Here is a 23,089-nt window from a genome sequence, read left to right on the forward strand (position 1 = left end):
ACCCGAGATCGAGAACACGTCTTCCACCGGCATCAGGAAGGCGCCGTCAACAGCGCGCTCTGGCGTAGGGATGTAGCTGTCCAGCGCGTCGGCCAGTTGCATGATCGCCTGCTCGCCCATTGGGCCGGTGTCGCCGTCCAGCGCCATACGTGCCGAACCTTTGACGATCGGCAGGTCGTCGCCTGGGAACTCGTACTTCGACAGCAACTCGCGCACTTCCATTTCGACCAGCTCGAGCAGCTCGGCGTCGTCGACCAGGTCGCACTTGTTCAGGAACACGATGATGTAAGGAACGCCGACCTGGCGCGCCAGCAGGATGTGCTCGCGGGTCTGTGGCATTGGGCCGTCAGCTGCCGAGCAAACCAGGATCGCGCCGTCCATCTGGGCAGCACCGGTGATCATGTTCTTGATGTAGTCGGCGTGGCCTGGGCAGTCGACGTGCGCGTAGTGACGGGTTGCGGTCTCGTACTCGACGTGCGCGGTGTTGATGGTGATGCCGCGTGCTTTTTCTTCTGGTGCCGCATCGATCTGGTCGTAAGCTTTAGCTTCGCCGCCGAATTTCTTCGACAGAACGGTCGCGATCGCAGCCGTCAGGGTCGTCTTGCCGTGATCAACGTGACCGATGGTACCGACGTTGACGTGCGGCTTGGTCCGTTCGAATTTACCTTTTGCCATTTTAGACTCCTAACGATTTTGAGAAATGCCCAGGCAATCGCCTGCTGAACTTTTTTTGAATTTACTGCGACTTGCGTACTGCTGAATTCTGGTGCCCTTTACGTGGATTGAACACGTGGCCTCTCCCTTACCAAGGGAGTGCTCTACCACTGAGCTAAAAGGGCTAATGTATTGCGATGTACTGCATGCATTGCAAACTACCTGGAGCGGGTGAAGGGAATCGAACCCTCGTCGTAAGCTTGGAAGGCTTCTGCTCTACCATTGAGCTACACCCGCGAGGTACAACATCATCTCTTCTTCACTTTACCGCTACAAATCCTTGCAACATCTTGGTGGAGGGGGCTGGATTCGAACCAGCGTACTCATAGAGAACAGATTTACAGTCTGTCGCCTTTAACCACTCGGCCACCCCTCCGCGAGGAACCGCAGAGTATGAAGCAAGCACCACTCACTGTCAACACTTTTCCCGGCTGATTTTCCGCCGATTCGACAATGATCTTGCTTCGGGGCGTGATTGTAACGGCCCGCTGCCGATAGTGCAAGGGTCCGCGAACGGTTCGCGTTTTGGACTAGAATTCAGTGGAGCGCCCGACATTTCCGGCAAGCGAAAAATTGTGGCGGCCTCGCCACATCGGCACATGAGGGTTTCATATTGCACACCCCGAAGTCACAGCGGCGCCGGCGCCTGGCTGCAAATCTGTGGCTGGTGGCGGCGTGCCTGGCGGCCGGCGCGATCGGCCAGTTCCTGACGGCGCGTCCGGGCGAGCCGCCGCCGCTGTCGCTGGCGGCCGGCATCGGCGTGGCCGCGCTCTACAGCGGCGGCTGGCGCCTGCTGCCCGGCCTGGTGGTGGCCACCTTCCTCCCGGTCGCCTTCCCCGCCCTGCCCGGCGCGCCGGCTCCCGGCCCGGCCGGCCTGCTGCTGGCAACGACCGCGCTGGCCCAGGCCATGGTCGGCGCCGCGCTGTTCCGGCGCTGGGTCGACCCGGCCATCGCCTCGGGCCGCGCGGTGCTCAGCTTCCTGCTGCTCACGCCGCTGATCTGCTCGATCCGCGCCAGCCTGTCGCTGGGCATCCTGGGCGCGATCGGCGCGGCGCCCGGCGAGTTGCCGATCAGCTGGCTCAACTGGTGGATCGGCGACGCCATCGGTATCCTGCTGGCGGCGCCATTGACCTGGGTGGCGATCGGCCAGCCGCGCGCGCTGTGGCGGCCGCGCCGCCTGCTGGTCGCCGTGCCGCTGATCGTCGCGGCCGGCGCATTCGTGGCGATCTACCAGCAGGCCCGCATCTGGGAGCGCGAGCAGCAGATGCAGACCTTCCGCCTGAAGGCGCAGGAAGTGGGCCAGATGATGCAGGCCGCGCTGTCCGAGCACGAGCGTTTCCTGGCCGGCGTAGCGCGCGCGATGGACGATCCCGGCGCGGCGCGCCTGCGCAGCGGTCCCGGCAACGTCATCTCCGCGGATAATTTTTTCGACGTCGCCCGCCCCTACCTGCGCGAGCGCCCGGAGCTGCTGGCGATGGCCTGGCTGCCGCACGTGACCGACGCCCAGCGCGCGCAATTCGAGGCCTGGGGCAGTGCCTATTACGGGCGCCGCTTCGAGGTGCTCGACATCACCGCCGGCGGCGCCGCAAGGCCGGCCGCGCAGCGCCCCGACTACTTCCCGATCCTGCTGATCGAACCGGCCAGCGGCGAACTGCTGCTGGGGCGCGATTTCATGACGGAGACTGGGCGCGGCCACGCGCTGACCGAAGCGCTGCGCAGCGGGCGGCCTTCCGCCAGCGCGCCGGTGCGGCTGCGCCAGACCGGCACGCTGGGCATCCACCTGATGCAGCGGGTCGCCGGGCCCGAACGCGGCGGGCCGGCGGCCGGCGCGCTCGACCTGGCGCTGCGGGTCGACACCTACCTGGCGCGGGCCGTCGCCCAGGCCGACTTTCATCACTTCCTGGTGGGCTTCGCCGACGTCAGCGCGGGCGGTTCGCCGCTCAAGGTGATCGACGCGCCGGCGCCGGCGCAGCGGATGGCGGCCTACCGCAAGGTGCTCGATTTCGGCGGGCGCCGGTTCGAACTGCAGCTGGCGCCCGACGCGGCCTACCTGCGCGCGCACACCAGCTGGCAAAGCTGGAGCGTGCTGTCGGGCGGGCTGCTGCTGACCGCGCTGATGGGCGCGCTGATGCTGGTGATCTCCGGCGAGCGCACGCAGATCCAGGCCCAGGTCGACGACGCCACCGCGCGATTGCGCGAACGCGAGGCGCGGCTGCAGGCGATCCTCGACAACGCCGCCGATGCGATCATCACGGTGGACCATCGCGGCGCCGTGCTGTCGGCGAATGCGGCGGCCGGCGCGCTGTTCGTGTACGACGCCGACGGCCTGCGCGGGGTGCGCGTCGAGCGGCTGCTCGAGCTGCCCGAGGGCGACGGCACCATCGCGCTGCCGCGCCTGGCGCAATCGGGCGCGGCAGCGTGCGAACTGGTGGGCACCACCAGCGCCGGCGCCACCTTCCCGCTGTCGATCGCGGCTAGCCAGGTCAAGCTGCGCGAGGAGAGCATCTTCGTCTGCATCATCCACGACCTGACCGAGCAACGCCGCTCGCAGCAGCACATCTACGAGCTGGCCCACCACGATCCGCTGACCGGGCTGGAAAACCGCTTCTCTCTCAACCTGCACCTCGACCAGCTGCTGGCGCAGGCGCGCCGCGCCGGCCAGAACGTGGCGCTGCTGTTCCTCGACCTCGACCACTTCAAGAAGATCAACGACTCGCACGGCCACCAGGTCGGCGACCTGCTGCTGGTCGAAGTGGCGCAGCGGCTGCGCGAACTGCTGCGCGACGTCGACATCATCGCGCGCCTGGGCGGCGACGAATTCATCGTCGTGATGGCGGGCGACCTGACGCCGGAGCTGGTGAGCGCGGTGGCGATGCGCATCGTGCAGTCGCTGTCGGCGCCCTACCGCTTCGAGAACCAGACCATGTACAGCGGCTCCTCGGTGGGCATCGCAATGTTCCCCAACGACGCCGCCAACGCCGCCGTCCTGATGCGACACGCCGACACCGCGATGTACGCGGCCAAGAGCGAGGGCCGCGGCAATTTCCAGTTCTATTCGCCGGCGATGAACGCCGCCACCCACGAGCGCCTGATGATGGAGAACCGCATCTGGACCGCGCTCGGACAGAAGCAGTTCGAGCTGCACCTGCAGCCGCAGATCGCCCTCGATTCGGGCCGCGTGGTCGGCGCCGAGGCGCTGCTGCGCTGGGAGCATCCGGAGCTGGGCATGATCGAGCCGAACCGGGTGATCCCGATCGCCGAGGAGTCGAACCTGATCCTGGCGCTGGGCGACTGGGTGCTGGTGCGGGCGATCGAGCTGATGGCCGAATGGAAGCGCGACGGCATGGAGCGCATGCGCATGGCGGTGAACCTGTCGGCGCGCCAGTGCCACGGGCGCGACCTGCTGCCGCGCCTGGACCTGCTGCTGGCCGAGGCCGGGGTCGATCCGACCATGCTGGAGCTGGAGATCACCGAGTCGGCCGCGATGCACGATCCGGAGCACACGCGCTACCTGCTGCGCTCACTGCGCGAGCGCGGCATCAACGTGGCGATCGACGACTTCGGCACCGGCTATTCGTCGCTGTCGTACCTGAAGCTGTTCGCGATCGACCGCATCAAGATCGACCGCGGCTTCGTCACCGACATCGAGAACGATCCGAACGACGCGGCGATCGTCACGGCCACCATCAGCATGGCGCATGCGATGGGGCTGACGGTGCTGGCCGAAGGCGTGGAGACGGCGGCGCAGCGCAACTTCCTGCGCATGCACCAGTGCGACGAGGCGCAGGGTTACCTGTTCGCGCGGCCGATGGTGGCGAGCGAGTTCAGGGAGTTTGTGGCGAATGAGGCGGCGTTCGCGCCGTAGCCAAGCACGCGGCGGCGTCAAAACATGGGGTCAGGTCCGGCGGACCTGACCCCGGACTTCGGGCCGCGGCTCAAGAAATCCTAGGGAGTGAGCGCCAGCAGGACCTGGGCCTTCAGCGCCTTGATCAATTGGGTCTCGTCGGGCGGCACGCCTTCCGGCGCAGGATGCACGCGGTCGGCGTAGAACAGCCCGAGCTGCACCTTGCCCACCACCAGCGGCAGCACGATGAAGCTGCGCGCGTCCGGCAGCAGCGCGCGGTGCCAGGCCGGCAGCAGGTCGCGGATCTTGGCGCTGCCCGCGTCGGCGATCATCAGGTCGGCGTCGTTTTCCATCGACAGGTGGAACAGGTCGCGCGAGGACGCCATCGGGAAGGTGAATCCCATCTGGCGGCGCTGGTGGTCTTCGCCGAACGCGACGCGCGCGCGGAACTGGCCGCTGCGCGGGTCCTTCAGGCACACCGTCGCGAAGCGGAAGCCCATGCTGCGGTACAGCGTCTCGAGGACCGCCAGCACCACGTCGTTGAGCTGGGCGCCGCCGGCGGCGCGCATCTGGGTGACGTCCTGCACGCCCGACAGCAGCAGCTCGCGCGCGTTGTACGGCTTGCCGCTCGGGTAGAACATCTCTTCGGCGCTCTCGCCCGCGTCCATCGTCGCCAGCAGCAGCACGTTGGGCAGGCCGTCGGTTTCCACCGGCTCCTCGATGCGCGGGCGCGGCTGCATGTTCATGCTCTGCAACAGGCCGGTCATGTTGTCCTGCACCGTCGTGAACAGGTCTTCCATCTGGTCGGCGTCGATGCCCAGCGCGGCGCCGTAGCGCTTGAGCAGCTGGCGCGCGTCGGGCGTGGCGGCCGGATTGGCGGTGCGCGCCAGCAGCTGCGACACTTCCATGCTGAACGCGGCCACCTGGCGCATCCATTCGTTGCGGCTGGCCGCCTGCTTCTGGATGCCGGCCGGCGGCGCGGCCAGCGCGCGCACGATCACTTCGGGGATCTTCCACTCGGCCATGACCGCTTCGGTCAGCGCGTCGTAGCTGCAGCCGAGGATCATCTGCGAAGCCTGGCCGAGGGTGTGCTTGCCGGTGGCGGTCAGCGCCGCGATTTCGCGGTAGCGCGCATGCTCGTGGGTGGCCACCAGCAGCGGGCCGAGATTCTTGAACAGCGCCGCGATCGAGGCCTCTTCGGCGCCCTGGTAGGCGCTGCTGCGCGCCATCTCGCGCCCGACCAGGCTGGCGCACAGGGCGTTTTCCAGCTCGACCCGCACGCTCTGCGCGTGGGCGCTGTTCGACAGCGCGTCCACCAACAGCATCGCCAGCGCGGTGGTCTTGACGTTGTCGAAGCCGAGCAGCGAGATCGCGCGCGAGATGGTCGTCACCGAGGTGCCCGACGAGGTGCGGTAGGTGGCGGTGTTCGACAGGCGCAGGATGCGCTGGGTCAGCGCGACGTCCGACAGCACGTAGTACGCCAGGTCGTGCGTGCCCTGGTCGTCCGAGGACGCCATCTGCACCACGCGCGCCACCGAGGTGCCGAGCGCGAACATGTCCTCGTCGCCGCATACCTTGTTCATCAGCGCGGCGCGCACCTTGCGCGTCTCGTTGCTGTAGCCTTGCGGGGTTTGATCGGCTGCCATTATTAATTCCGTGTTCTTCGTGTGGCCGCGTCAGGCCTTCCTGACGACAGCCTTGTCGTATTTTTTCAAAATCTGCTGGTGCAGGCCGGCCAGCGCGGGCAGTTTCGGATTGACCGGATCGAGCCGGCGCACGTTGTCGATCAGGTTCAGCGCGTACTGACCCAGGCGCTGTTCCCAGCCGACGTTTTCCAGGCACTTGAGCACCGCGACGGCGGCGTTGAACGCCACCTGCGGATTGTCCGGCAGCTTGTTGACCGCCTCGGTCATCAAGACCACCGCGCCCTTGAAATCGCCTTCCTTGGCCTTGGAGGCGCCGGCGGCGACCAGGTCGACCACCTGCTGGCGGCTCTCCTGGGCGACGCTGGCGGCCAGGTCGCCGCGCCCGGCTTTCTGGAACACGTCCATCGCCTTGGCCATCGCCGCGTTGTTCGGCGCGTTGCGCATCACGTCGCGCATCACTTCGGCGGCGCCTTCTTCCATGTTGTTCTGCAGGCAGTTGCGCGCCAGTTCCATCTTGGCGTCGGCCGACAGGCCGGTGGCCTCGCGCGCGCCGGCCAGCGCGGCCGTCAGCGATTCGGCCAGGCGCACTTCGTTGCCGGTGTATTCATGCACCATGGCCGACGAGATCGCGCTGCACACGGCGCTGTTCTTCTGGTTGCCCATCGACTTGTCGAGGTCGCGGATCACCGCCGCGGCCTGCACCGGGTCGCCCTTGCGCACCAGCGTCTGCACCAGCTTGACGTGGTCTTCCGGGTCGCGGAATTCGGAGTACTTGGCCTTGCTGACGACCTGCTTGAGGACCTTCTCGGCGGTGTCGGTGTCGCCCGTCTCGAGCGCGACCTCGCCCAGCTTGCGCAGGCGCCGCACCGCATGCGGCGACACCGCCACCGCTTCGGCCAGCACCGCCTGGGTCTTTTCCAGCGCGCCGGCGGCGGCGTGGGTTTTGGCCAGCCAGTCGTAGGCGTCGACGAATTTCTTGTTGGTCTGGACCAGGTCTTCGAGCATCTCGCGCGCTTCGTCGTAACGCTCGCGCATGAACAGCGTCTTGGCCAGTCCCAGCCTGGCCCAGGCGATCGCCTTGGCTTCGAACAGCTGCCGGTAAATCGGCTCCGCTTCGGCGGGCTCGCCGAGGAACATGTGCAGCTCGGCGCGCAGGCGCATGAAGTCGATCGCGTAGCGCGGGTGCGCCTTCATGCCGTCGATGCAGGCGGCGATGGCGTCGCGCTGGTTGCCGGCCTCCATGAACAGGTACACCGGCATGAACACATTGCGCTTTTCCAGCGCGCGGCCGATGCGCTCGAGCAGGCGGTCGGCGGTGAACGGCTTGAGGATGTAGTCGGTCGGCGCCAGTTCGGCGGCGCTGACCACCTTGCCGTAGTTGCCCTCGGCCGTCACCATGAAGAACATGGTCGACAGCGTGATCAGCTTGTGGTGGCGCAGGTCCTCGAGCAGCTGCTGGCCGTCCTGGCCGCCATCGAGGTCGTACTCGCACAGAATCAGGTCGAAGCTTTTCAGGCCCAGGTGCTTGATCGCGTTGTTGGAGCTGCCGGCGTGGTCGATCTTGGTCAGGCCGCACAGGTTCAGCATGTTGTGGATGCTCGCGCGCATGCCGGCATGCGGTTCGATGATCAGCGCCGAGAGTCCGTTTAATTCATTCATCTGTTGTCTTTCCTGTCATACCCTGGCGCACCGGCTTGCCGGGCCAGCCGATTTCCCGCAAAGAGTATATAACGGCAGGGGCGGAAAATAGTTAAATCGGCGTGTCGGCCGTTGCCACTTCGATCAGGGCGGCCGCCACCTGCGGGTCGAAGTGGCGCCCGCTCTGCTCGCGGAAGTAGGCCAGCGCGTCGGCCGCGGTCCAGGCCTGCCTGTAGCTGCGATCGTTGATCACGGCGTCGTAGACGTCGGCGGCGGCCACGATCCGCGCGCACAGGGGGATCTCGCCGCCCTTCAGGCCGCGCGGATAGCCGCCGCCGTCCCAGCGTTCGTGGTGCGAGCCGGCCACCAGCGCGCCGTAGGCCAGGTAGCTGGCGCCGCCGACCCGGGCCGCGGCGCGTTCGAGCATCGCGCGGCCGATCTCGGTGTGGCGCTGCATCGCGCTGCGCTGCTCGGGCGTGAGCTGCTCCGGCTCCTCGGGCGGGTCGAAGGCGGCCATCATGCCGACGTCGTGCAGCATGCTGGCCAGGCCGATCAGGGCCACCAGCTCGGACGTCAGCTCGGGGTCCTCGGCGCCGCCTTCGAGCATGCGCTCGGCGATGCGCGCCGACAGGCCGCTGACCCGGCCCACGTGCTCCAGCGCGCCCGGATGGCGGAATTCGGCCACTTCGGCAAGCACCGCGACGGTCGCCTCCTGGGTCTTGCGCACCTGGCCGAACAGGTACTGGTTGTCGAAGGCGGAGCCGATGCGCTGGCAGAACAGCTCGAGCAGGTCGCTCTGGACCGGCGCCAGCGGCAACGGCGGGCTGACCGCGATGCACAGGCGCTGCTGCTGGCGGGTGTGGATCGGCAGCACCGTGGCGGTCGCGCCGTGCTCGCCCGCTTCCCCGCGCAGCGCGCGATCGATGGCGGGACGCAGCGGATGATCCGGCGGCAGATGCGGCGCGCCGGCCAGCGCGGCCCAGGCGCCGGTGGCGGCCAGCACGGCAGGATCGGCGTCGGACGCGCCGGCCATCACGCACAGCATGCCTTCGGCGCCGATGTCGAGCACCGCGCTGACCTGGCCCAGCACGCCGGAGGCGAATTCGCGCAGCGAGCCGGCCTGGTACAGGTTGTTGGCGCCGGCCAGTATTCTGGCCAGGCCGGCGCGGCTGCGCTCGAGCATGGTCAGGGTTTCGTAGGCGCGCAGCGCGGAGATGACGGCGGTGAACAGGCGCTGGGTGGTCAGCTCGGTCTTGGCCTTGTAGTCGTTGATGTCGTAGTCGATGATCACGCGCTGCTCGGGCGCCTGGCCCGGCTGGCCGGTGCGCAGCACCACGCGCACGGTGTGGTTGCCGAGGTCTTCGCGGATGCGGCGCGCCAGCACCAGGCCGGCGTCCTCGGTTTCCATCACCACGTCGAGCAGCACCAGCGCGATGTCGGGCGTGTCGCGCAGCACGCGCAGGCCGTCGGCGCCGCTGTAGGCGGAGAACAGTTCGAGCTCGCGTTCCTTGAAGCTGACGTTGCGCAGCGCCAGCCGGGTGACCGCGTGGACGTCGGCGTCGTCGTCGACGATCAGCACGCGCCAGGGGCGCTGGACGGCCGGGGCCAGGCCCGCGGCCGGGCCGGCGTCGATGTCGTCGATCAGCCAGTCTTCGTCGTCGTGCTCATCGTCCATGCTTCGCTCCGCGGCATCGTTTTGATGTCCAAACTATCACTAAACGGCGGGGGCCGTCCAGCGATTCGGTAGCGTGTGCGGCTCAGGGCGCGGCGGCGGCCTGTTTCAGCTGCGCGGCGCAGGCGGTCTGCGCGCCGGGTTCGACGACGTCCTGGTAGCGCACCTCGTAGCGGCCGGCGGCCAGCTTGTCGATCGACAGCGACTCGTGCGGCAGCACATAGGCGTAGCGCGCGTTGGCGCGCCGATCGAGGTCGTACAGCTTGACGAACACCGCCGCCGCATTGGCCGAATTGTCGATCGCGACCTGCATTTCCTCGCCGGGATTGGCGACCGGGTAGCCGTCGACGTAGCCGGAAGACGTCGGCCAGGCTTCGCCGTTCGGCGCCGCCTGCGCGCGCAGTTCGGAATCGCAGTCGGGCGCGTGGGCCGGCACGACCAGCTGGGTGACTGCGAGCGCCTTGACGCCGGGCGGGCGCGGGGCGTCGGCAACCCGCGCCGGCAAGGGCTGCACAGGCGCCGGGGCGTTATTCAGCACCGACGCCAGCGCCACCGGCAGCACCTTCGGCTGTTCGATCAGCAGCGACGTCGCGGCGCAGCCGGCGCCGAAGCAGGCCAGCAGCGCCAGCCACAGTTTCGGGTCGCGCATGACGCGGTACGGCGCCGGCGCCTCCAGCGCGCGCGGCTCCCAGGCGCCGTCGCCGTGGGCGCTCTCGATCCAGGCGATCTCCATCTCCTCGGCCGCGATCCAGTCGTCGTGCTCCTTGCGCCGCACCGGGTCGGACAGGATGCCGTAGGCTGTATTGACGATGGCCATGATGCGAGCGGCCTTCTCGTCGCCCGGGTTCTTGTCGGGATGGTACTTCTGGCTCAGCACCTTGTAGGCGGCGCGAATGACTTCCTGCGGCGCCATGCGCGCCACTTTCAGGTTGTCGTAGTGGGTATGGATCTTGGCCATGAAGGCTTACAGGCGGTGGCTGCGGTCGGTCTCGGCGATCCGCTCGGGCAGCGCGACGCCCTTGCCGACCACCAGCACCTTGAACAATTCGCCCATTTCGGCCGGCGACACCAGCTTCTGCACCGCGTTCGCCTGCGGCAGGTAGTTCATCGCGTCGGCCGGGTCGGTGCGCAGCAGCAGTTCGCTGATGCCGGCGCCGAGCAGGAAGGCGGCCTGGCTCATGTAGCCCAGCACCTCCATGCCGGCGTCCTGCGCCGCCACCGCCATCGCGGTGAAGTCGACGTGCGCGGTGATGTCCTGCAGGCCGGGCAGGTAGAACGGATCGGGATGGGCGTGATGGCGGTAGTGGCACATCAGGGTGCCGCCGCTGCGGTCGTCCACATAGTATTCGTGGCCCGGGAAGCCGTAGTCGAACAGGATCGCCGCGCCGGTCTGCATCATGTGCGCCAAGGTGGCCATGAAGCCGGCGGCGACCGGGTGCACCTCGGTCAGGTAGCCGATGTCGAGGTGTTCGGCGTCGGGGATCTGGCGCGCGATGTGGGCGGCCAGCGCGGCGTCGGGCGCGCGGTCGGCGAACACGAAGCGGCCGTTGTCGATCGTGACCATCACCTGGCGCCAGCCGTCCGGCGTCTTTGTCACCAGTTCGACCGGCATCGCGTCGAGCACCTCGTTGCCCAGCACGACCCCGCTGAACGACGCCGGGAAGCCATCGAGCCAGCGCACCTGCGGGAAGTCCTTGAGCGCCTCCTGCTGGCGCGCGCGCAGTTCGCCGGACAGTTCGACGATGGCGTAGCTGTCGACGCGGACGCCATCGAGCGCAAGCGCGGTGAGCACGTCGCGCGCCAGTTTGCCGGTGCCGGCGCCGAATTCGAGGATATTCGGCGCGCTTTGGGCGATAATAGAGGCTGCGGCGCGTGCCACGGTCGCGCCGAACAGGGCGCTGATCTCGGGCGCCGTTGTAAAATCGCCGTCCCTGCCCAATTTTGCGGCGCCGCCGCTGTAATAGCCAAGCCGCGGCGCGTACAGCGCCAGTTCCATGAATCGGGCAAACGTGATGGCGCCGGATTGCTGCGCAATCTCGCCGGCGATCACTAGCTGCAAGGCGTGGGACGCGGCCAGCGCGTCGCTATCGGGTTCTGGTAGGGACATGACGGCATTGTAGCGATAACGGCACTCACTAACAATTTATGCAGGTTTCTGCATGATTTATGCAGTTTTCTGCATACTTTTATCGACATGACAAATTCACCGGCAAACGGACAGCACAAGGCGGCCCTGGTCACGGGCGCGGGCAGGCGCATCGGGCGCGCGATCGCGCTCGGGCTGGCGCAGGCCGGCTGGGACGTCGCGGTGCACTTCCGCAGTTCGCGCGCCGACGCCGAAGAAACCGCGGCGGCGATCCGCGCGCTGGGCCGGCGCGCCGCGCTGCTCGATTGCGACCTGGCCGACGAAGGCGCGGTGCGCGGCCTGCTGGCGCGCGCGATCGACGCGCTGGGTCCGATCGGCTGCGTGGTGAATAACGCATCGTTGTTCGAATACGACAGCGCGGCCGATTTTTCGCCGGCGCTGCTGGCGGCGCACATGCAGTCCAACGTCGCCGCGCCGATCCTGCTGGCGCGGGCGCTGCATGCGGCCACGCCGGCCGGCGAGCAGGCGGTCGTCATCAACCTGCTGGACCAGAAGCTGGCCAATTTGAATCCCGACTTTTTGTCGTACACGCTGTCGAAGGCCGCGCTGCAGACGGCCACCACGATGCTGGCGCAGGCGCTGGCGCCGGCGGTGCGCGTGGTCGGCGTCGCGCCCGGCATCACCATGGTCTCGGGCGACCAGACCGACGCCGGCTTCGCCAGCGCGCACCAGGCCACGCCGCTGGGCCGATCGAGCCTGCCGCAGGACGTGGCCGACGCGGTCTGCTACCTGGCGCAGGCGCGCGCGATCACCGGCACCACCCTCCTCGTCGACGGCGGCCAGCATTTGATGCCGCTGCCGCGCGACGTGATGTTCCTCACCAAATAAGGCTTACCATGCTGTCCGCACTGACCCACCCGAAACTGGCCGACTGCCGCCGCCTGTTCCTGCGCAATTACGAAGTGATGATCAACATCGGCGTGCACGACTTCGAAAAGCGCGGCGAGCAGCGCGTGCTGATCAACGTCGACCTGTACATTCCGCTGGCGCAGTCGACGCCGAAGGACGACCAGCTGGAAGAAGTGGTCGACTACGATTTCATGCGCGAGACCGTCGCGCGGCGCATGGCGCAGGGCCACGTGCACCTGCAGGAGACGCTGGTCGACGACGTCGCGCGGGCGATGCTGGCGCACCCGCGCGTGCGCGCCGTGCGCGTGTCGTCGATGAAGCCGGATGTGTATCCCGACTGCGAAGGCGTCGGCGTTGAAGTATTTCAGATCAAGGATGAAGCATGAGCAGCACCGCAGCACTGATGGAGCCGAAATCGGCGAGCGACAAGCAGGCGTACGAGAACAACAAGCTGCACAAGCGCCTGTGCCGCCTGGTCGGCCAGGCGATCGGCGACTTCAACATGATCGAAGACGGCGACAAGGTGATGGTGTGCCTGTCGGGCGGCAAGGACAGCTACGCGCTGCTCGACATCCTGATGACGCTGCGCGAGCGCGCGCCGATCAACTTCGAGATCATCGCCGTCAACCTGGACCAGAAGCAGCCGAACTTCCCGGCCGATATCCTGCCGGCCTACCTGACCAGGCTGGGCGTGCCGTTCCACATCGAGAACCAGGACACCTACAGCATCGTCAAGCGCCTGATCCCCGAAGGGAAGACCACCTGCTCGCTGTGTTCGCGCCTGCGCCGCGGCATCCTGTACCGCGTGGCCGATGAACTGGGCTGCAACAAGATCGCGCTGGGCCACCACCGCGACGACATCCTCGAGACCTTCTTCCTGAATATGTTCTTCGGCGGGAAGCTGAAGGGCATGCCGGCCAAGCTGGTGTCCGACGACGGCAAGCACATGGTGATTCGTCCGATGGCGTACGTGAAGGAAGAGGACTCGACGCGCTACGCCGAGGTGAAGCAGTTCCCGATCATCCCGTGCGACCTGTGCGGCTCGCAGGAGAACCTGCAGCGCAAGCAGATCAAGGGCCTGATGCGCGAATGGGAGAAGAAGTATCCGGGCCGCGTCGAGAGCATCTTCTCGTCGCTGTCGACGGTGGTGCCGTCGCACCTGATGGACCGCGACCTGTTTGGGTTCACCGACCTGAAGACCGACGGCGTGGCCAATCCGCTGGGCGACATCGCGTTCGACGAGGAGCCGTGTTCGACGCCGGCGCCTGGCGTGTTCTCGATTCAGCCGGCGGACTGACACCGGGGTTGCCGAAAGCCTGAGCCTCCTGCGTCCTTCTGCCTGGCCAGGAACTTCGGGCGGAGTTTGCCAGCAGTCCGGCCGCGCTGACCGATAGTTGCCAAGATTGACATGCTCGGGAGCAGCAGGGATACTGTCCCCGATGTCCAATCCCGCTCCCCCATTCGTATTCCTGAGCTACGCCTCACAAGACGCCGGGGCGGCGCAGCGCCTCGCCGACTCGATGCGCGCCGCGGGTATCGACGTCTGGTTCGACCAGAGCGAACTGCGCGGCGGCGATGCGTGGGACGCCAAGATCCGCCACCAGATCCAGCATGCGGCGCTGTTCGTGCCCGTGATCTCGCGCACGACCCAATCGCGGCCAGAGGGCTACTTCCGCCTCGAGTGGAAGCTGGCCGTCGATCGCTCGCACCTGATGTCGGACGACCATCCGTTCCTGATGCCGGTGGTGATCGACGACACTGCCGACGCCGAGGCGCGCGTGCCGGCGCGCTTTCGCGAGCGCCAGTGGACGCGGCTGCCGGACGGCGCCGGGGCCGATGCATTCGCCCGGCGCGCCATGCAGCTGCTCGGCGGCGAAGCCGCGCCGCGTCCGGCGGTCGGCGCCTCCCCTTCCGCCCCCGCCCGCAAGCCGCGCTGGATGATGGCAGCCGCAATTGCCGCCGTCGCGCTGCTCGGCGGCGGCGGCTATTTCGCCAGCCAGGCGATGCGTACCCCGGCCGCCGCGGCCATCGCCGCCGATCCTTCGATCGCGGTGCTCCCGTTCACGAACCTAAGTGCCGACAAGGGCAACGAGTATTTTTCCGATGGCATCGCCGAGGAGTTACTGAACCTGCTGGCCAAGGTCCCCGGCCTGCGCGTCATCTCGCGCACCTCGAGCTTCGCTTTTCGCGGCAATGAAAGCGACGTTGCCGACATCGCCCGCAAGCTGAATGTCGGCGCGGTACTCGAAGGCAGCGTGCAGAAGGCCGGTAACCGGGTGCGGATCAGCGTGCAGCTGATTCGCGCGGCGGACCGCACGCACCTGTGGTCGGAGACGTACGACCGCACGATCGAGGACATCTTCACCGTGCAGGATGAAATCGCCGCCACCGTCGTCGGCCAGCTGAAAGTCAGGCTGCTCGGCGCCGCGCCGAAAGCGGTGGCGATCGATCCGCAGGCTTACGCGCTTCTGCTCAAGGCGAAGTTCCTGGCGGACCAAGGCTCGCAGCAGAGCCGCGTCAACGCGCTGGAGTTTTACAAGCAGGCCGCGGAGGCCGCCCCCAGCTTGGCGCGCGCGTGGGTGGGCCAGGCCGACGTCTACACGGCGCAATCGAATTTCGGCGAACGCCTTCCCGAAGAGGGTTTCCGCCTGAGCCGGGAAGCGGCCACCATGGCGCTCAAGGTCGAGGCCAACAATGCGCCGGCCCTGTCGCTGCTGGGCAGCCGGGCGGCCAACTACGACAACGACCTGGCAGGCGCCGCCGGCTATTTCTCGCGTGCGCTGGAGCTGGAGCCCGCCAACCTCGAAATCCTCAATAACGCCGCTTCCCTGCTGCTGCTGCTCGACCGCACCGATGAAGCGCTGCAGGTCTACAACTACCTGGCGACCCACGATCCGATCAATCCGGTCGTCCACTACTACTCGTGCTGGGCACATTACGGCGCGCGGCGCTGGGACAAGGCCGTCTCGTCCTGCCGCACCGCCATCACGCTCAGCCCGCAATTCAGCGGCGCGCACTTCATGGCCGGCGAAGCCTTGCTGCTGAAAGGCGACGCCGCCGCGGCGCGGCCCGAGATGTTGGCGGAAAAGGGCGGCGCGTGGCGCTGGGCCGGCATTGCGCTGGCCGAGCATGCGCTGGGCAATCACGCCGCTTCCGACGCGGCGCTCCAGCACATGATCACCAAGTATCCCACCGTCGCGCCGTGGAACATCGCCTACGTGTATGCCTATCGCGGCGAACCGGACCAGGCGTTCGCATGGCTCGAAAAGGCGGAAAATCTGCATGATGTCGGCGTCGCGTATGTCAACAGCGAGCCTATGTTCTCGAATCTGTATGGCGATCCGCGCTGGAAGGCCCTGATGCGCAAGCTCGGCAAGCTGCCGGCGCAGAAGGCCGCGATCAAATTCCGGGTGCCGTTGCCCAAGTGAGGGGGCGCCGCATCGCAAAACGACATCTTCAAGGAGCGAGTTTGAAACAAGACCGAATGATGAAACAACCGACAGCCCGCTTGGTCAGCGCCGCAGCGCTGTTGCTGGCGATGCTGGCGCCCTCCTATGCGCATGCCGAACCCGCGGCGATCTACCTGGTGCGGCATGGAGAGAAGCAGACCACCGGCAAGGATCCCGAGCTGACCGTGCAAGGCAAGGCGCGCGCGCAGAACGTTGCGGCGATGCTGCGCAAAGCGGGCATCGAGGCGGTGTTCAGTTCGCAGACCACGCGCACGGTGCAGACCGCCCAACCGATGGCGCACGTCGCCGGCGTCGAGGTGCAGACTTACGATCCCTCGAAGCCTGAGGCGATGGTCTCCAAGCTGAAGGCGCTGAAAGGCGGCGCGGTTCTGGTGGTCGGCCATTCGAATACCTTGCCGGCGCTGGTGCGCATGTTCGGCGGCGCGCCGGGAACCGATATCGCGGACGAAGAGTTCGACAGGGTGTACCAGCTTCATATCGGCGCCGACGGCAAGGTCACCACGGTGCTGCTGTCGTCGCTGGCGACGCCTACGTCAGCGCAATAACGACGCCGCGCCCCAACGGCTGGGGTCGGGTCCGGCGGACCTGACCCCGTCCTTGCTTATTTCGGCACGAAGTTCGTGCGCATTACCGGATAGAGGTTGAAGCGCTCGTCCCACGAACCGTGGCGGCGGGCGAAGAACTCAAGGCGCGCACGGGGGTTTTTGGCGAACACCGGGTCGGTCTCCACCATCTTCCTGAACTGTGCTGCCAGCGCCGGATCGGCCGCCATCTGTTCGCGCGCCACGTCCTCGGCGACGTATTCCTCCATGTATTCCTTGCGCTCGAACGCGTTGTTGAACGCGCCCCAGGCCAGCAGCGAATCCGGCGCCTGCGGCTCGAGCAGCGCCATCACCAGGCGTGCCTTCGGCTGGCCCACCGGAACGAACAAGGCGCCCTTGCCAACCGCGCGCGATTCCGGCTTCCACGCGCCCTGCACCGCCAGGCGCTGGTGCGACTCGAACGAGCCCGGCGTGAAGGTCGCCTTGTCGGCGCGGAAGGTCTCGACATCGAGCTTGCCGTCGCCGCCGAGCGTGCTATACGCAATGGCGTGCTGCGCCAGCTTGGCGGCGACCATCTTCGCCTGCGCCGCCGGCACGATGTAGCCGGCGCCAGGCGCCGTCACCGAGAAGTCGGGCAGCACTTCGTCGCGCAGCGGCACGGTCCAGATTTGCGGCTTGGTTTCGTCATAGCGCGTCATCAGGATGCCCGACACGTCCGACGGCGTGCGCGTGTAGGCATAGCCCTTGAAGTCGACCATGTGCGACGTGTCGGTGGTCTTCCACGTCAGCGGGACCGCGGTGCCGGCGATCTTCAGCGCGCGCGCGTCGGCGTCGGCCGCGGCCTTCTGCCATTCGGCGCCGTGCCTTGCGACCTGGTCGAGCACCGAAACGATCGCGTTATGGGTGATGCGCACGCGGGTCGGGTAATCTTTCCACGCGTGGGTTTCAACCAGCATCGCCATGCGGTTGCGCAGCTGGAAGTAGCCGGTCGAGAAGCGCGGATCGGATACGCCGTCGGCAAAGCCCGAGGCCGGGTTGTCGTTTTCGACAAACGACATGTAATACGACTGCGGCATCGAGCCCTGCTTCGTGATGTCGGCGATCACGTTGGAGCGCACCGCCAGGCCGGCCTTGCGGAATTCGGGATCGCCCGAATACACCGGCTCGACCTGGATCGACACGTCGTGCTCGAACTTGGCGCCGTCGGTCACGTGCAGGTCGACGTAGACCAGCGGATCCCACGCGTTCACCAGCGCCAGCATCGCCTGCATCTCGGGCGCGTCGGCCTTGACGTAATCGCGATTGAGGTTGAAGTTCTGCGCGGTGGTGCGCCAGCCCATCTCGACGGGCCCGCGCTGGTTCGGGCGGTTGTTCGGCGTGAAGCGCTCGTGGCCGTCGACGTTGAAGACGGGGACGAACAGCAGCACCTGCTTGTCGAGCGCGCCCGGCGCCACCCGGCCCTCCAGCATCTCGCGCAGCGCCAGGAAGCCGGCGTCCTTGCCGTCGATCTCGCCGGCGTGGATGCCACCCTGGATCAGCACCACCGGCAGGCCGCGCTGCTTCGCCGCCTGCGGCGTCATCGCGCCGGTACGGGTGACGATCAGCGCCTTCATCGGCCGCCCTTCCGGCGTCACGCCGAAGTCGATGCACCTGACCTGCTTCGGCCAGGCCGACTGGAATGCGGTGCACAGCTTGATGACCTCGTCGTAGCGGCCGGTGCGCTGGAAGCCGGATTGCTCGGACACGGTGGTGAGGTTGGCCGCGTGCGACAGGGGCATAGCGGCGGACAGGGCGAGCAGCAACGCGGAACGGATCATCGGTGGAACTCCGGCAGGTGAGTGATGGGCGAAGATTATAGCCGGGTCGGAACTTTGTTATTCTGGTCCGCAATTTCAACCAATAAGGAACGACGATGACGACCGAACTGACGCTGCTGGCTTGGGTCCTGGTGCTGGCCATGGTGCAGATCGCACTTGCGGCGACGTTGCGCACGATCGAAACCGGAATCTGGTACAACGCCAGCGCGCGCGATGGCGACGTGGCGCCGCCCGGCAAGGTCACAGCGCGCCTGCAGCGCGCGCAGAAGAATCTGTTCGAGACGCTGCCGCTGTTCGCCATCGCCGTGCTGATCGCGCACGTCGCCGGCCGCCACAGCGCGGACACCGTGCTGGCCTGCCAGCTCTACCTGGGCGCGCGCGTGCTGTACGTGCCCATGTATGCGGCCGGCGTGCCGGTAGTGCGCACACTGGTGTGGGCGGTGTCGGTGGTAGGCCTGGTCATGCTCGTCAAGGCCATCCTCGCCGCTTGACCCAATGTTTCATCGCGCCATTGCAAACCTGTCAGAGCGACCTACTATGAATGTAGGTTGGAGTTTGAATAGGAGTTGGTCATGGAAACCAAAGACACCAAACAGCTGATCATGTCGGCCTACCAGCTGTACAAACAAAAAGACATCAAGGGCATTCTTGGGATGTGCAAGGATGATGTCGAATGGGTCGGTCCCGAAGTGGATACCCTCCCGTTTGCCGGCAGCTACAGCGGCCGCGCCGCCGTGGGCGAGTTCTTCACCAAACTCGACCAGTCGATGGAGCCGCTCAAGTTCGAACCGCAGACTTTCATTGCCGAAGGCGACAAGGTGGTCGTCACTGGCGTGTCGCGCTGGCACGTGAAATCGACCGGCGCGGATTACGATAGCCCGTGGGTGCACATCTTCACCGTCCGCGACGGCAAGATCGCACGCTTCGAACAACACACCAACACCGCCGCAGCCGAAGCGGCGTTCAGGCCGATACAGGGTGCGGCAGCCTCGAAAGGCGCGCCTCTGCGTCACTGAGTAAACGCTGCAGCGCAAATTCGCGCGGCAGCGAAAAACCCGGGGACTAGGCGTCCCCGTCGCTCGGCCGGACCTGACCCCGGACTTTGGGCTGCGGCCCATGAAAAAAGGGGTCTGATTCGCGGAACCAGACCCCTTCTTTATTTTTACGTCGTTACGCCGCGTTCACCACCGGCGCATCGAAAGCCGCGATCAGCGCCGCTTCCTTCGATTTGGCCGCGCGCAGGTGGCGCTCCTTGACGTGGCCGTAGCCGCGAATGTCTTCCGGGATGCTGGCGATCGCCACTGCCTGCGACAGGTTGTCCGCATTGAGCTTGCCCAGCAGGCCGCCCACGGTCTGGCGATAATCGCCAATCAGCGCGCGCTCCATGCGACGCTCGGCGGTGTAGCCGAAGATGTCGAGCGGACCGCCGCGCAAGCCCTTCAGCTTCGCCATCAGGCCGAACGCCTTCATCATCCACGGACCGAATTCCTGCTTGACCAGGTGGCCCTGCTTGTCGTGCTTGGCGAACAGCGGCGGCGCGAGGTGGAACTTGAGCTTGATGTCGCCTTCGAACATGCCGGCGATTTTCGCCTTGAACGCGCCATCGGTGTACAGGCGCGCGACTTCATACTCGTCCTTGTACGCCATCAGCTTGTAGAAGTAGCGCGCGACCGCTTCGGCCAGGCGCGTGCCCTTGCCCAGCTTCGCCTCTGCCGCGCGCACCTGGTCGACGAACGCCTTGTACTGGCCGGCGTAGGCGCTGTCCTGGTAGGCGGTCAGCAGCTCGACGCGACGCTTGATGATGTCGTCCAGCGATTGCGTGCGCTTGAACTCGATGACCTGGGCCGGCGTCGTCATCTTGACCAGTGACGGCAGGTCGTGCGCGGCCGTGCGGCCCCACGTGAACGCCGACTTGTTGAAGCCGACTGCCACGCCATTGAGTTCGATCGCCTTCATGATCGACGCTTCGGTCAACGGCACATGGCCCTTCTGCCACGCGTAGCCGAGCATGAACATGTTGGTGGCGATCGAGTCGCCCATCAGCGCGGTGGCGATCTTGCCGGCGTCGACGAAATCGACCTGCTCGCTGCCGCAGGCCTTGACGATTTCGGCCTGCGAGCTCGCGCCCGGGAACTGCCAGTCCGGGTTCTTGACGAACGCCGCGGTCGAGGAGCCGGTCGAATTGATCGCGGCCCAGGTGCGGCCTTCGCCCATGCGCGACAGCGCGTCGCGGCTGGCGGTGACGATCAGGTCGCAGCCGATCACCAGGTCGGCGCTGCCGGTGCCGACGCGGGTCGAGTGCAGGTCGGACTGCTTGTCGGCCAGCCGCACGTGCGACATCACCGGGCCGCCCTTCTGGGCCAGACCGCTCATGTCGAGCACGATCGCGCCCTTGCCTTCGACGTGCGCCGCCATCGCCAGGATCTGGCCGACGGTGACGACGCCGGTGCCGCCGATACCGGTAATCAGGATGCCGTACGGCTCCGAGGTGCCAGGCAGCGCAGGCGCCGGCAATGCGGGCGGCGCGGCTTCAGCAGTGGCGGCCTTCTTCGGCTTTTTCAGTGCGCCGCCTTCGACGGTCACGAAGCTCGGGCAGAAGCCGGTGGTGCACGAGAAGTCCTTGTTGCACGACGACTGGTTGATCTGGCGCTTGCGACCCAGTTCGGTCTCGAGCGGCTCGACCGACAGGCAGTTCGACTGCACCGAGCAGTCGCCGCAGCCTTCGCAGACCGCTTCGTTGATCACGGCGCGCTTGGCCGGATCGGGGTACTCGCCCTTCTTCCGGCGGCGACGCTTCTCGGAAGCGCAGGTCTGGTCGTAGATCATTGCCGACACGCCCGGGCAGTCGCGCAGTTCGCGCTGCACGTCCATCAACTCGCTGCGATGGCGCACGGTGACGCCTTCGGCCCACTTGTAATCGGCCGGGTACTTTTCCGGTTCGTCGGTGACGACAATGATCGGGCCAACGCCTTCGGCCGCGATCTGGCGGCTGATCATGCCCGGATCGAGCGGACCGTCGAACTCCTGGCCGCCGGTCATCGCGACCGCGTCGTTGAACAGGATCTTGTAGGTGATGTTGACCTTGGCCGCCACCGCCGCGCGGATCGCCAGGATCCCCGAGTGGAAGTAGGTGCCGTCGCCCAGGTTGGTGAAGACGTGCTTCTCGTTGGTGAACGGCGCCTGGCCGACCCAGGTGACGCCTTCGGCGCCCATATGGGTGAAGGTCGAAGTCTCGCGATCCATCCACAGCACCATGTAGTGGCAGCCGATGCCGGCCAGCGCGCGCGAGCCTTCCGGCACTTTGGTCGACGAATTGTGCGGACAGCCCGAGCAGAAGAACGGGGTGCGGTCGGTTTCGGGATTCGGCTTGACGTTGACGTTCTTGAGCACCAGCTCTTTCGCTTCGAGGAAGGCGATGCGTTCCTTGACGCGCTGCTCGACCGGATGGCCGGCGCAGTAGTGCGAGATGCGGCTGGCGATGGCGCGCGCGATCAGCGCCGGGTTCAGCTCATAGGTCGCCGGCAGCAGCCAGTCGCCGTGGCCGGTGTTGCCATGGTTGTTCCACTCGCCGGTGTCGTCGAACTTGCCGACCACGCGCGGACGCTGGCCGTCCGGCAGGTTGTACAGCGCTTCCTTCAGCGCGTACTCGAGGATCTGGCGCTTCTCTTCGACCACCAGGATCTCGTCGAGGCCCTTGGCGAATTCGTGCACGCCGTCCGCTTCGAGCGGCCAGGTCATGCCGATCTTGTACAGGCGGATGCCGATGTCGGCCGCGGCCTGCTCGTCGATGCCCAGGTCGGCCAGCGCCTGGCGCGTGTCCAGGTAGGATTTGCCGGCGGTGATGATGCCGATCTTCGGCTTTGGGCTGTCCCAGATGATCTTGTTAAGCTTGTTGGCGCGCGCATAGGCCAGCGCGGCGTACCACTTGTAGTTGTTCATCCGGACTTCCTGGTCCAGGATGGCGTCCGGCCAGCGGATATTCAGGCCGCCGGCAGGCAGCTCGACGTCGGTCGGCGTGACGATCTGCACGCGGTCCGGATCGAAGTCGACCACGGCGCCCGATTCGATGATGTCGGTGACGCACTTCATCGACACCCACAGGCCGCTGTAGCGGCTCATCGCCCACGCGTGCAGGCCGTAGTCGATGTACTCCTGCACCGACGACGGATACAGCACCGGGATGCCGCAGGCATTGAGGATGTGGTCCGACTGGTGCGCGGTGGACGACGACTTGGCTGCATGGTCGTCGCCCGCCAGCACCACGACGCCGCCAAACTTCGAGCTGCCGGCCGCGTTGGCGTGCTTGAACACGTCGCCGCAGCGGTCGACGCCCGGGCCCTTGCCGTACCACATCGAGAACACGCCGTCGTACTTGGCGTCCTTGAACAGGTTGGTCTGCTGGGTGCCCCACACCGCGGTGGCGGCCAGGTCCTCGTTCATGCCAGGGTGAAAATGGACATGGTGCGCTTCGAGGTGCTTCCTGGCCTTCATCGCGGTCATGTCGACCGAAGTGACGGGCGAGCCGCGGTAGCCGGTGATATAGCCGGCGGTGTTCAGGCCCGCTGCCACGTCGCGCTCGCGCTGCATCATCGGCAGGCGGATCAGCGCCTGGGTGCCGGTCATGAAGGCGCGGCCGCGTTCGAGCGTCCATTTGTCGTCGAGCGAAATTTCGTGCGACGGCTGGGGCTCGAGCTGCGATCGGTCTAGTGGTGCGTTCATACAGGTGTCTCCGTGTTCTCTATGCTGTGGTG

16 protein-coding genes and 3 tRNA genes are annotated in these 23,089 nt (G+C 66.6%); 8 read left to right on the forward strand and 11 right to left on the reverse strand.

What is annotated here, in order from left to right; translation table 11 throughout:
• From AC1D02_RS07660 to AC1D02_RS07675, 4 genes are all read right to left on the reverse strand, one after another.
• Nucleotides 1–675 (reverse strand): GTP-binding protein (locus AC1D02_RS07660; protein ID WP_477315376.1); only part of this gene is annotated, 675 nt, incomplete at its 3' end.
• An 89-nt stretch (nt 676–764) separates the two neighbouring features.
• Nucleotides 765–839: transfer RNA gene (locus tag AC1D02_RS07665), tRNA-Thr, on the reverse strand.
• Between the two features lie 38 nt (nt 840–877).
• A tRNA-Gly gene (locus AC1D02_RS07670) sits at nt 878–951 on the reverse strand.
• A 54-nt stretch (nt 952–1,005) separates the two neighbouring features.
• Nucleotides 1,006–1,090, reverse strand: a tRNA-Tyr gene (locus tag AC1D02_RS07675).
• A gap of 237 nt (nt 1,091–1,327) precedes the next feature.
• On the opposite strand from AC1D02_RS07675, the gene AC1D02_RS07680 reads away from it, so the two are divergent.
• A complete protein-coding gene (locus AC1D02_RS07680) occupies nt 1,328–4,579 on the forward strand; it encodes a bifunctional diguanylate cyclase/phosphodiesterase (protein WP_477315378.1) in 3,252 nt (1,083 codons plus the stop codon).
• Between the two features lie 80 nt (nt 4,580–4,659).
• Here the strand turns inward: AC1D02_RS07680 and AC1D02_RS07685 are convergent, their stop codons facing one another.
• The 5 genes from AC1D02_RS07685 to AC1D02_RS07705 form a co-directional block, all read right to left on the reverse strand.
• Nucleotides 4,660–6,204: an HDOD domain-containing protein gene (locus AC1D02_RS07685; protein ID WP_477315380.1), complete on the reverse strand. Its 1,545-nt coding sequence runs from the start codon at nt 6,202–6,204 to the stop codon at nt 4,660–4,662.
• Nucleotides 6,205–6,234: 30 nt separating this feature from the next.
• Nucleotides 6,235–7,863 carry a tetratricopeptide repeat protein gene (locus tag AC1D02_RS07690; protein ID WP_477315382.1) on the reverse strand — a complete coding sequence of 543 codons (1,629 nt, stop codon included), beginning with the start codon at nt 7,861–7,863 and terminating at the stop codon, nt 6,235–6,237.
• 91 nt (nt 7,864–7,954) lie between these two features.
• A complete protein-coding gene (locus AC1D02_RS07695; RefSeq protein WP_477315384.1) occupies nt 7,955–9,517 on the reverse strand; it encodes a DUF3369 domain-containing protein in 1,563 nt (520 codons plus the stop codon).
• An 82-nt stretch (nt 9,518–9,599) separates the two neighbouring features.
• Nucleotides 9,600–10,472 carry a J domain-containing protein gene (locus AC1D02_RS07700; protein ID WP_477315386.1) on the reverse strand — a complete coding sequence of 291 codons (873 nt, stop codon included), beginning with the start codon at nt 10,470–10,472 and terminating at the stop codon, nt 9,600–9,602.
• Nucleotides 10,473–10,478: 6 nt separating this feature from the next.
• Nucleotides 10,479–11,621: a class I SAM-dependent methyltransferase gene (locus AC1D02_RS07705; protein WP_477315388.1), complete on the reverse strand. Its 1,143-nt coding sequence runs from the start codon at nt 11,619–11,621 to the stop codon at nt 10,479–10,481.
• An 87-nt stretch (nt 11,622–11,708) separates the two neighbouring features.
• On the opposite strand from AC1D02_RS07705, the gene AC1D02_RS07710 reads away from it, so the two are divergent.
• From AC1D02_RS07710 to AC1D02_RS07730, 5 genes are all read left to right on the forward strand, one after another.
• Entirely contained in the window at nt 11,709–12,488 is a 780-nt protein-coding gene (locus AC1D02_RS07710; RefSeq protein ID WP_477315390.1) for an SDR family oxidoreductase, read from the forward strand.
• Between the two features lie 8 nt (nt 12,489–12,496).
• Nucleotides 12,497–12,895, forward strand: coding sequence for a dihydroneopterin aldolase (locus AC1D02_RS07715; protein ID WP_477315392.1), 399 nt, complete (start codon nt 12,497–12,499; stop codon nt 12,893–12,895).
• Nucleotides 12,892–13,806, forward strand: a complete 915-nt coding sequence (ttcA, locus tag AC1D02_RS07720; protein WP_477315394.1) for a tRNA 2-thiocytidine(32) synthetase TtcA — start codon at nt 12,892–12,894, stop codon at nt 13,804–13,806. The genes AC1D02_RS07715 and ttcA overlap by 4 nt, the downstream gene beginning before the upstream one ends.
• A gap of 142 nt (nt 13,807–13,948) precedes the next feature.
• Nucleotides 13,949–15,937, forward strand: coding sequence for a TIR domain-containing protein (locus AC1D02_RS07725; protein ID WP_477315396.1), 1,989 nt, complete (start codon nt 13,949–13,951; stop codon nt 15,935–15,937).
• A 56-nt stretch (nt 15,938–15,993) separates the two neighbouring features.
• Nucleotides 15,994–16,524 (forward strand): phosphoglycerate mutase family protein, encoded by a 531-nt coding sequence (locus AC1D02_RS07730; RefSeq protein ID WP_477315398.1) that lies wholly within the window; start codon nt 15,994–15,996, stop codon nt 16,522–16,524.
• Nucleotides 16,525–16,580: 56 nt separating this feature from the next.
• On the opposite strand, the gene AC1D02_RS07735 is transcribed toward AC1D02_RS07730, so the two are convergent.
• On the reverse strand, nt 16,581–18,338 hold the full coding sequence (locus AC1D02_RS07735) for a M14 family metallopeptidase (protein ID WP_477315400.1): 1,758 nt from the start codon (nt 18,336–18,338) through the stop codon (nt 16,581–16,583).
• Nucleotides 18,339–18,433: 95 nt separating this feature from the next.
• Here AC1D02_RS07735 and AC1D02_RS07740 point away from each other — a divergent pair, with 95 nt between their 5' ends.
• Both AC1D02_RS07740 and AC1D02_RS07745 read left to right on the forward strand, forming a co-directional pair.
• A complete protein-coding gene (locus AC1D02_RS07740; protein WP_477315402.1) occupies nt 18,434–18,829 on the forward strand; it encodes an MAPEG family protein in 396 nt (131 codons plus the stop codon).
• Nucleotides 18,830–18,910: 81 nt separating this feature from the next.
• Complete coding sequence (locus AC1D02_RS07745; RefSeq protein WP_477315404.1) at nt 18,911–19,354, forward strand: nuclear transport factor 2 family protein; 444 nt, start codon at nt 18,911–18,913, stop codon at nt 19,352–19,354.
• 154 nt (nt 19,355–19,508) lie between these two features.
• Here the strand turns inward: AC1D02_RS07745 and AC1D02_RS07750 are convergent, their stop codons facing one another.
• Nucleotides 19,509–23,057 (reverse strand): indolepyruvate ferredoxin oxidoreductase family protein, encoded by a 3,549-nt coding sequence (locus AC1D02_RS07750; protein ID WP_477315406.1) that lies wholly within the window; start codon nt 23,055–23,057, stop codon nt 19,509–19,511.
• Between the last annotated feature and the right edge of the window lie 32 nt (nt 23,058–23,089).

It is taken from the genome of Massilia sp. P1_C10 (assembly GCF_056406475.1).

Excerpts from the sequence above, each read along its gene's own strand:
- AC1D02_RS07750 (WP_477315406.1), bottom strand. The coding sequence starts at position 23,057 with ATGAACGCACCACTAGACCGATCGCAGCTCGAGCCCCAGCCGTCGCAC.
- AC1D02_RS07735 (WP_477315400.1), bottom strand. The coding sequence starts at position 18,338 with ATGATCCGTTCCGCGTTGCTGCTCGCCCTGTCCGCCGCTATGCCCCTG.
- AC1D02_RS07725 (WP_477315396.1), top strand. The coding sequence starts at position 13,949 with ATGTCCAATCCCGCTCCCCCATTCGTATTCCTGAGCTACGCCTCACAA.
- AC1D02_RS07685 (WP_477315380.1), bottom strand. The coding sequence starts at position 6,204 with ATGGCAGCCGATCAAACCCCGCAAGGCTACAGCAACGAGACGCGCAAG.
- AC1D02_RS07705 (WP_477315388.1), bottom strand. The coding sequence starts at position 11,621 with ATGTCCCTACCAGAACCCGATAGCGACGCGCTGGCCGCGTCCCACGCC.
- AC1D02_RS07740 (WP_477315402.1), top strand. The coding sequence starts at position 18,434 with ATGACGACCGAACTGACGCTGCTGGCTTGGGTCCTGGTGCTGGCCATG.
- AC1D02_RS07700 (WP_477315386.1), bottom strand. The coding sequence starts at position 10,472 with ATGGCCAAGATCCATACCCACTACGACAACCTGAAAGTGGCGCGCATG.
- AC1D02_RS07745 (WP_477315404.1), top strand. The coding sequence starts at position 18,911 with ATGGAAACCAAAGACACCAAACAGCTGATCATGTCGGCCTACCAGCTG.
- AC1D02_RS07730 (WP_477315398.1), top strand. The coding sequence starts at position 15,994 with ATGATGAAACAACCGACAGCCCGCTTGGTCAGCGCCGCAGCGCTGTTG.
- AC1D02_RS07690 (WP_477315382.1), bottom strand. The coding sequence starts at position 7,863 with ATGAATGAATTAAACGGACTCTCGGCGCTGATCATCGAACCGCATGCC.
- AC1D02_RS07715 (WP_477315392.1), top strand. The coding sequence starts at position 12,497 with ATGCTGTCCGCACTGACCCACCCGAAACTGGCCGACTGCCGCCGCCTG.
- ttcA (WP_477315394.1), top strand. The coding sequence starts at position 12,892 with ATGAGCAGCACCGCAGCACTGATGGAGCCGAAATCGGCGAGCGACAAG.
- AC1D02_RS07710 (WP_477315390.1), top strand. The coding sequence starts at position 11,709 with ATGACAAATTCACCGGCAAACGGACAGCACAAGGCGGCCCTGGTCACG.
- AC1D02_RS07695 (WP_477315384.1), bottom strand. The coding sequence starts at position 9,517 with ATGGACGATGAGCACGACGACGAAGACTGGCTGATCGACGACATCGAC.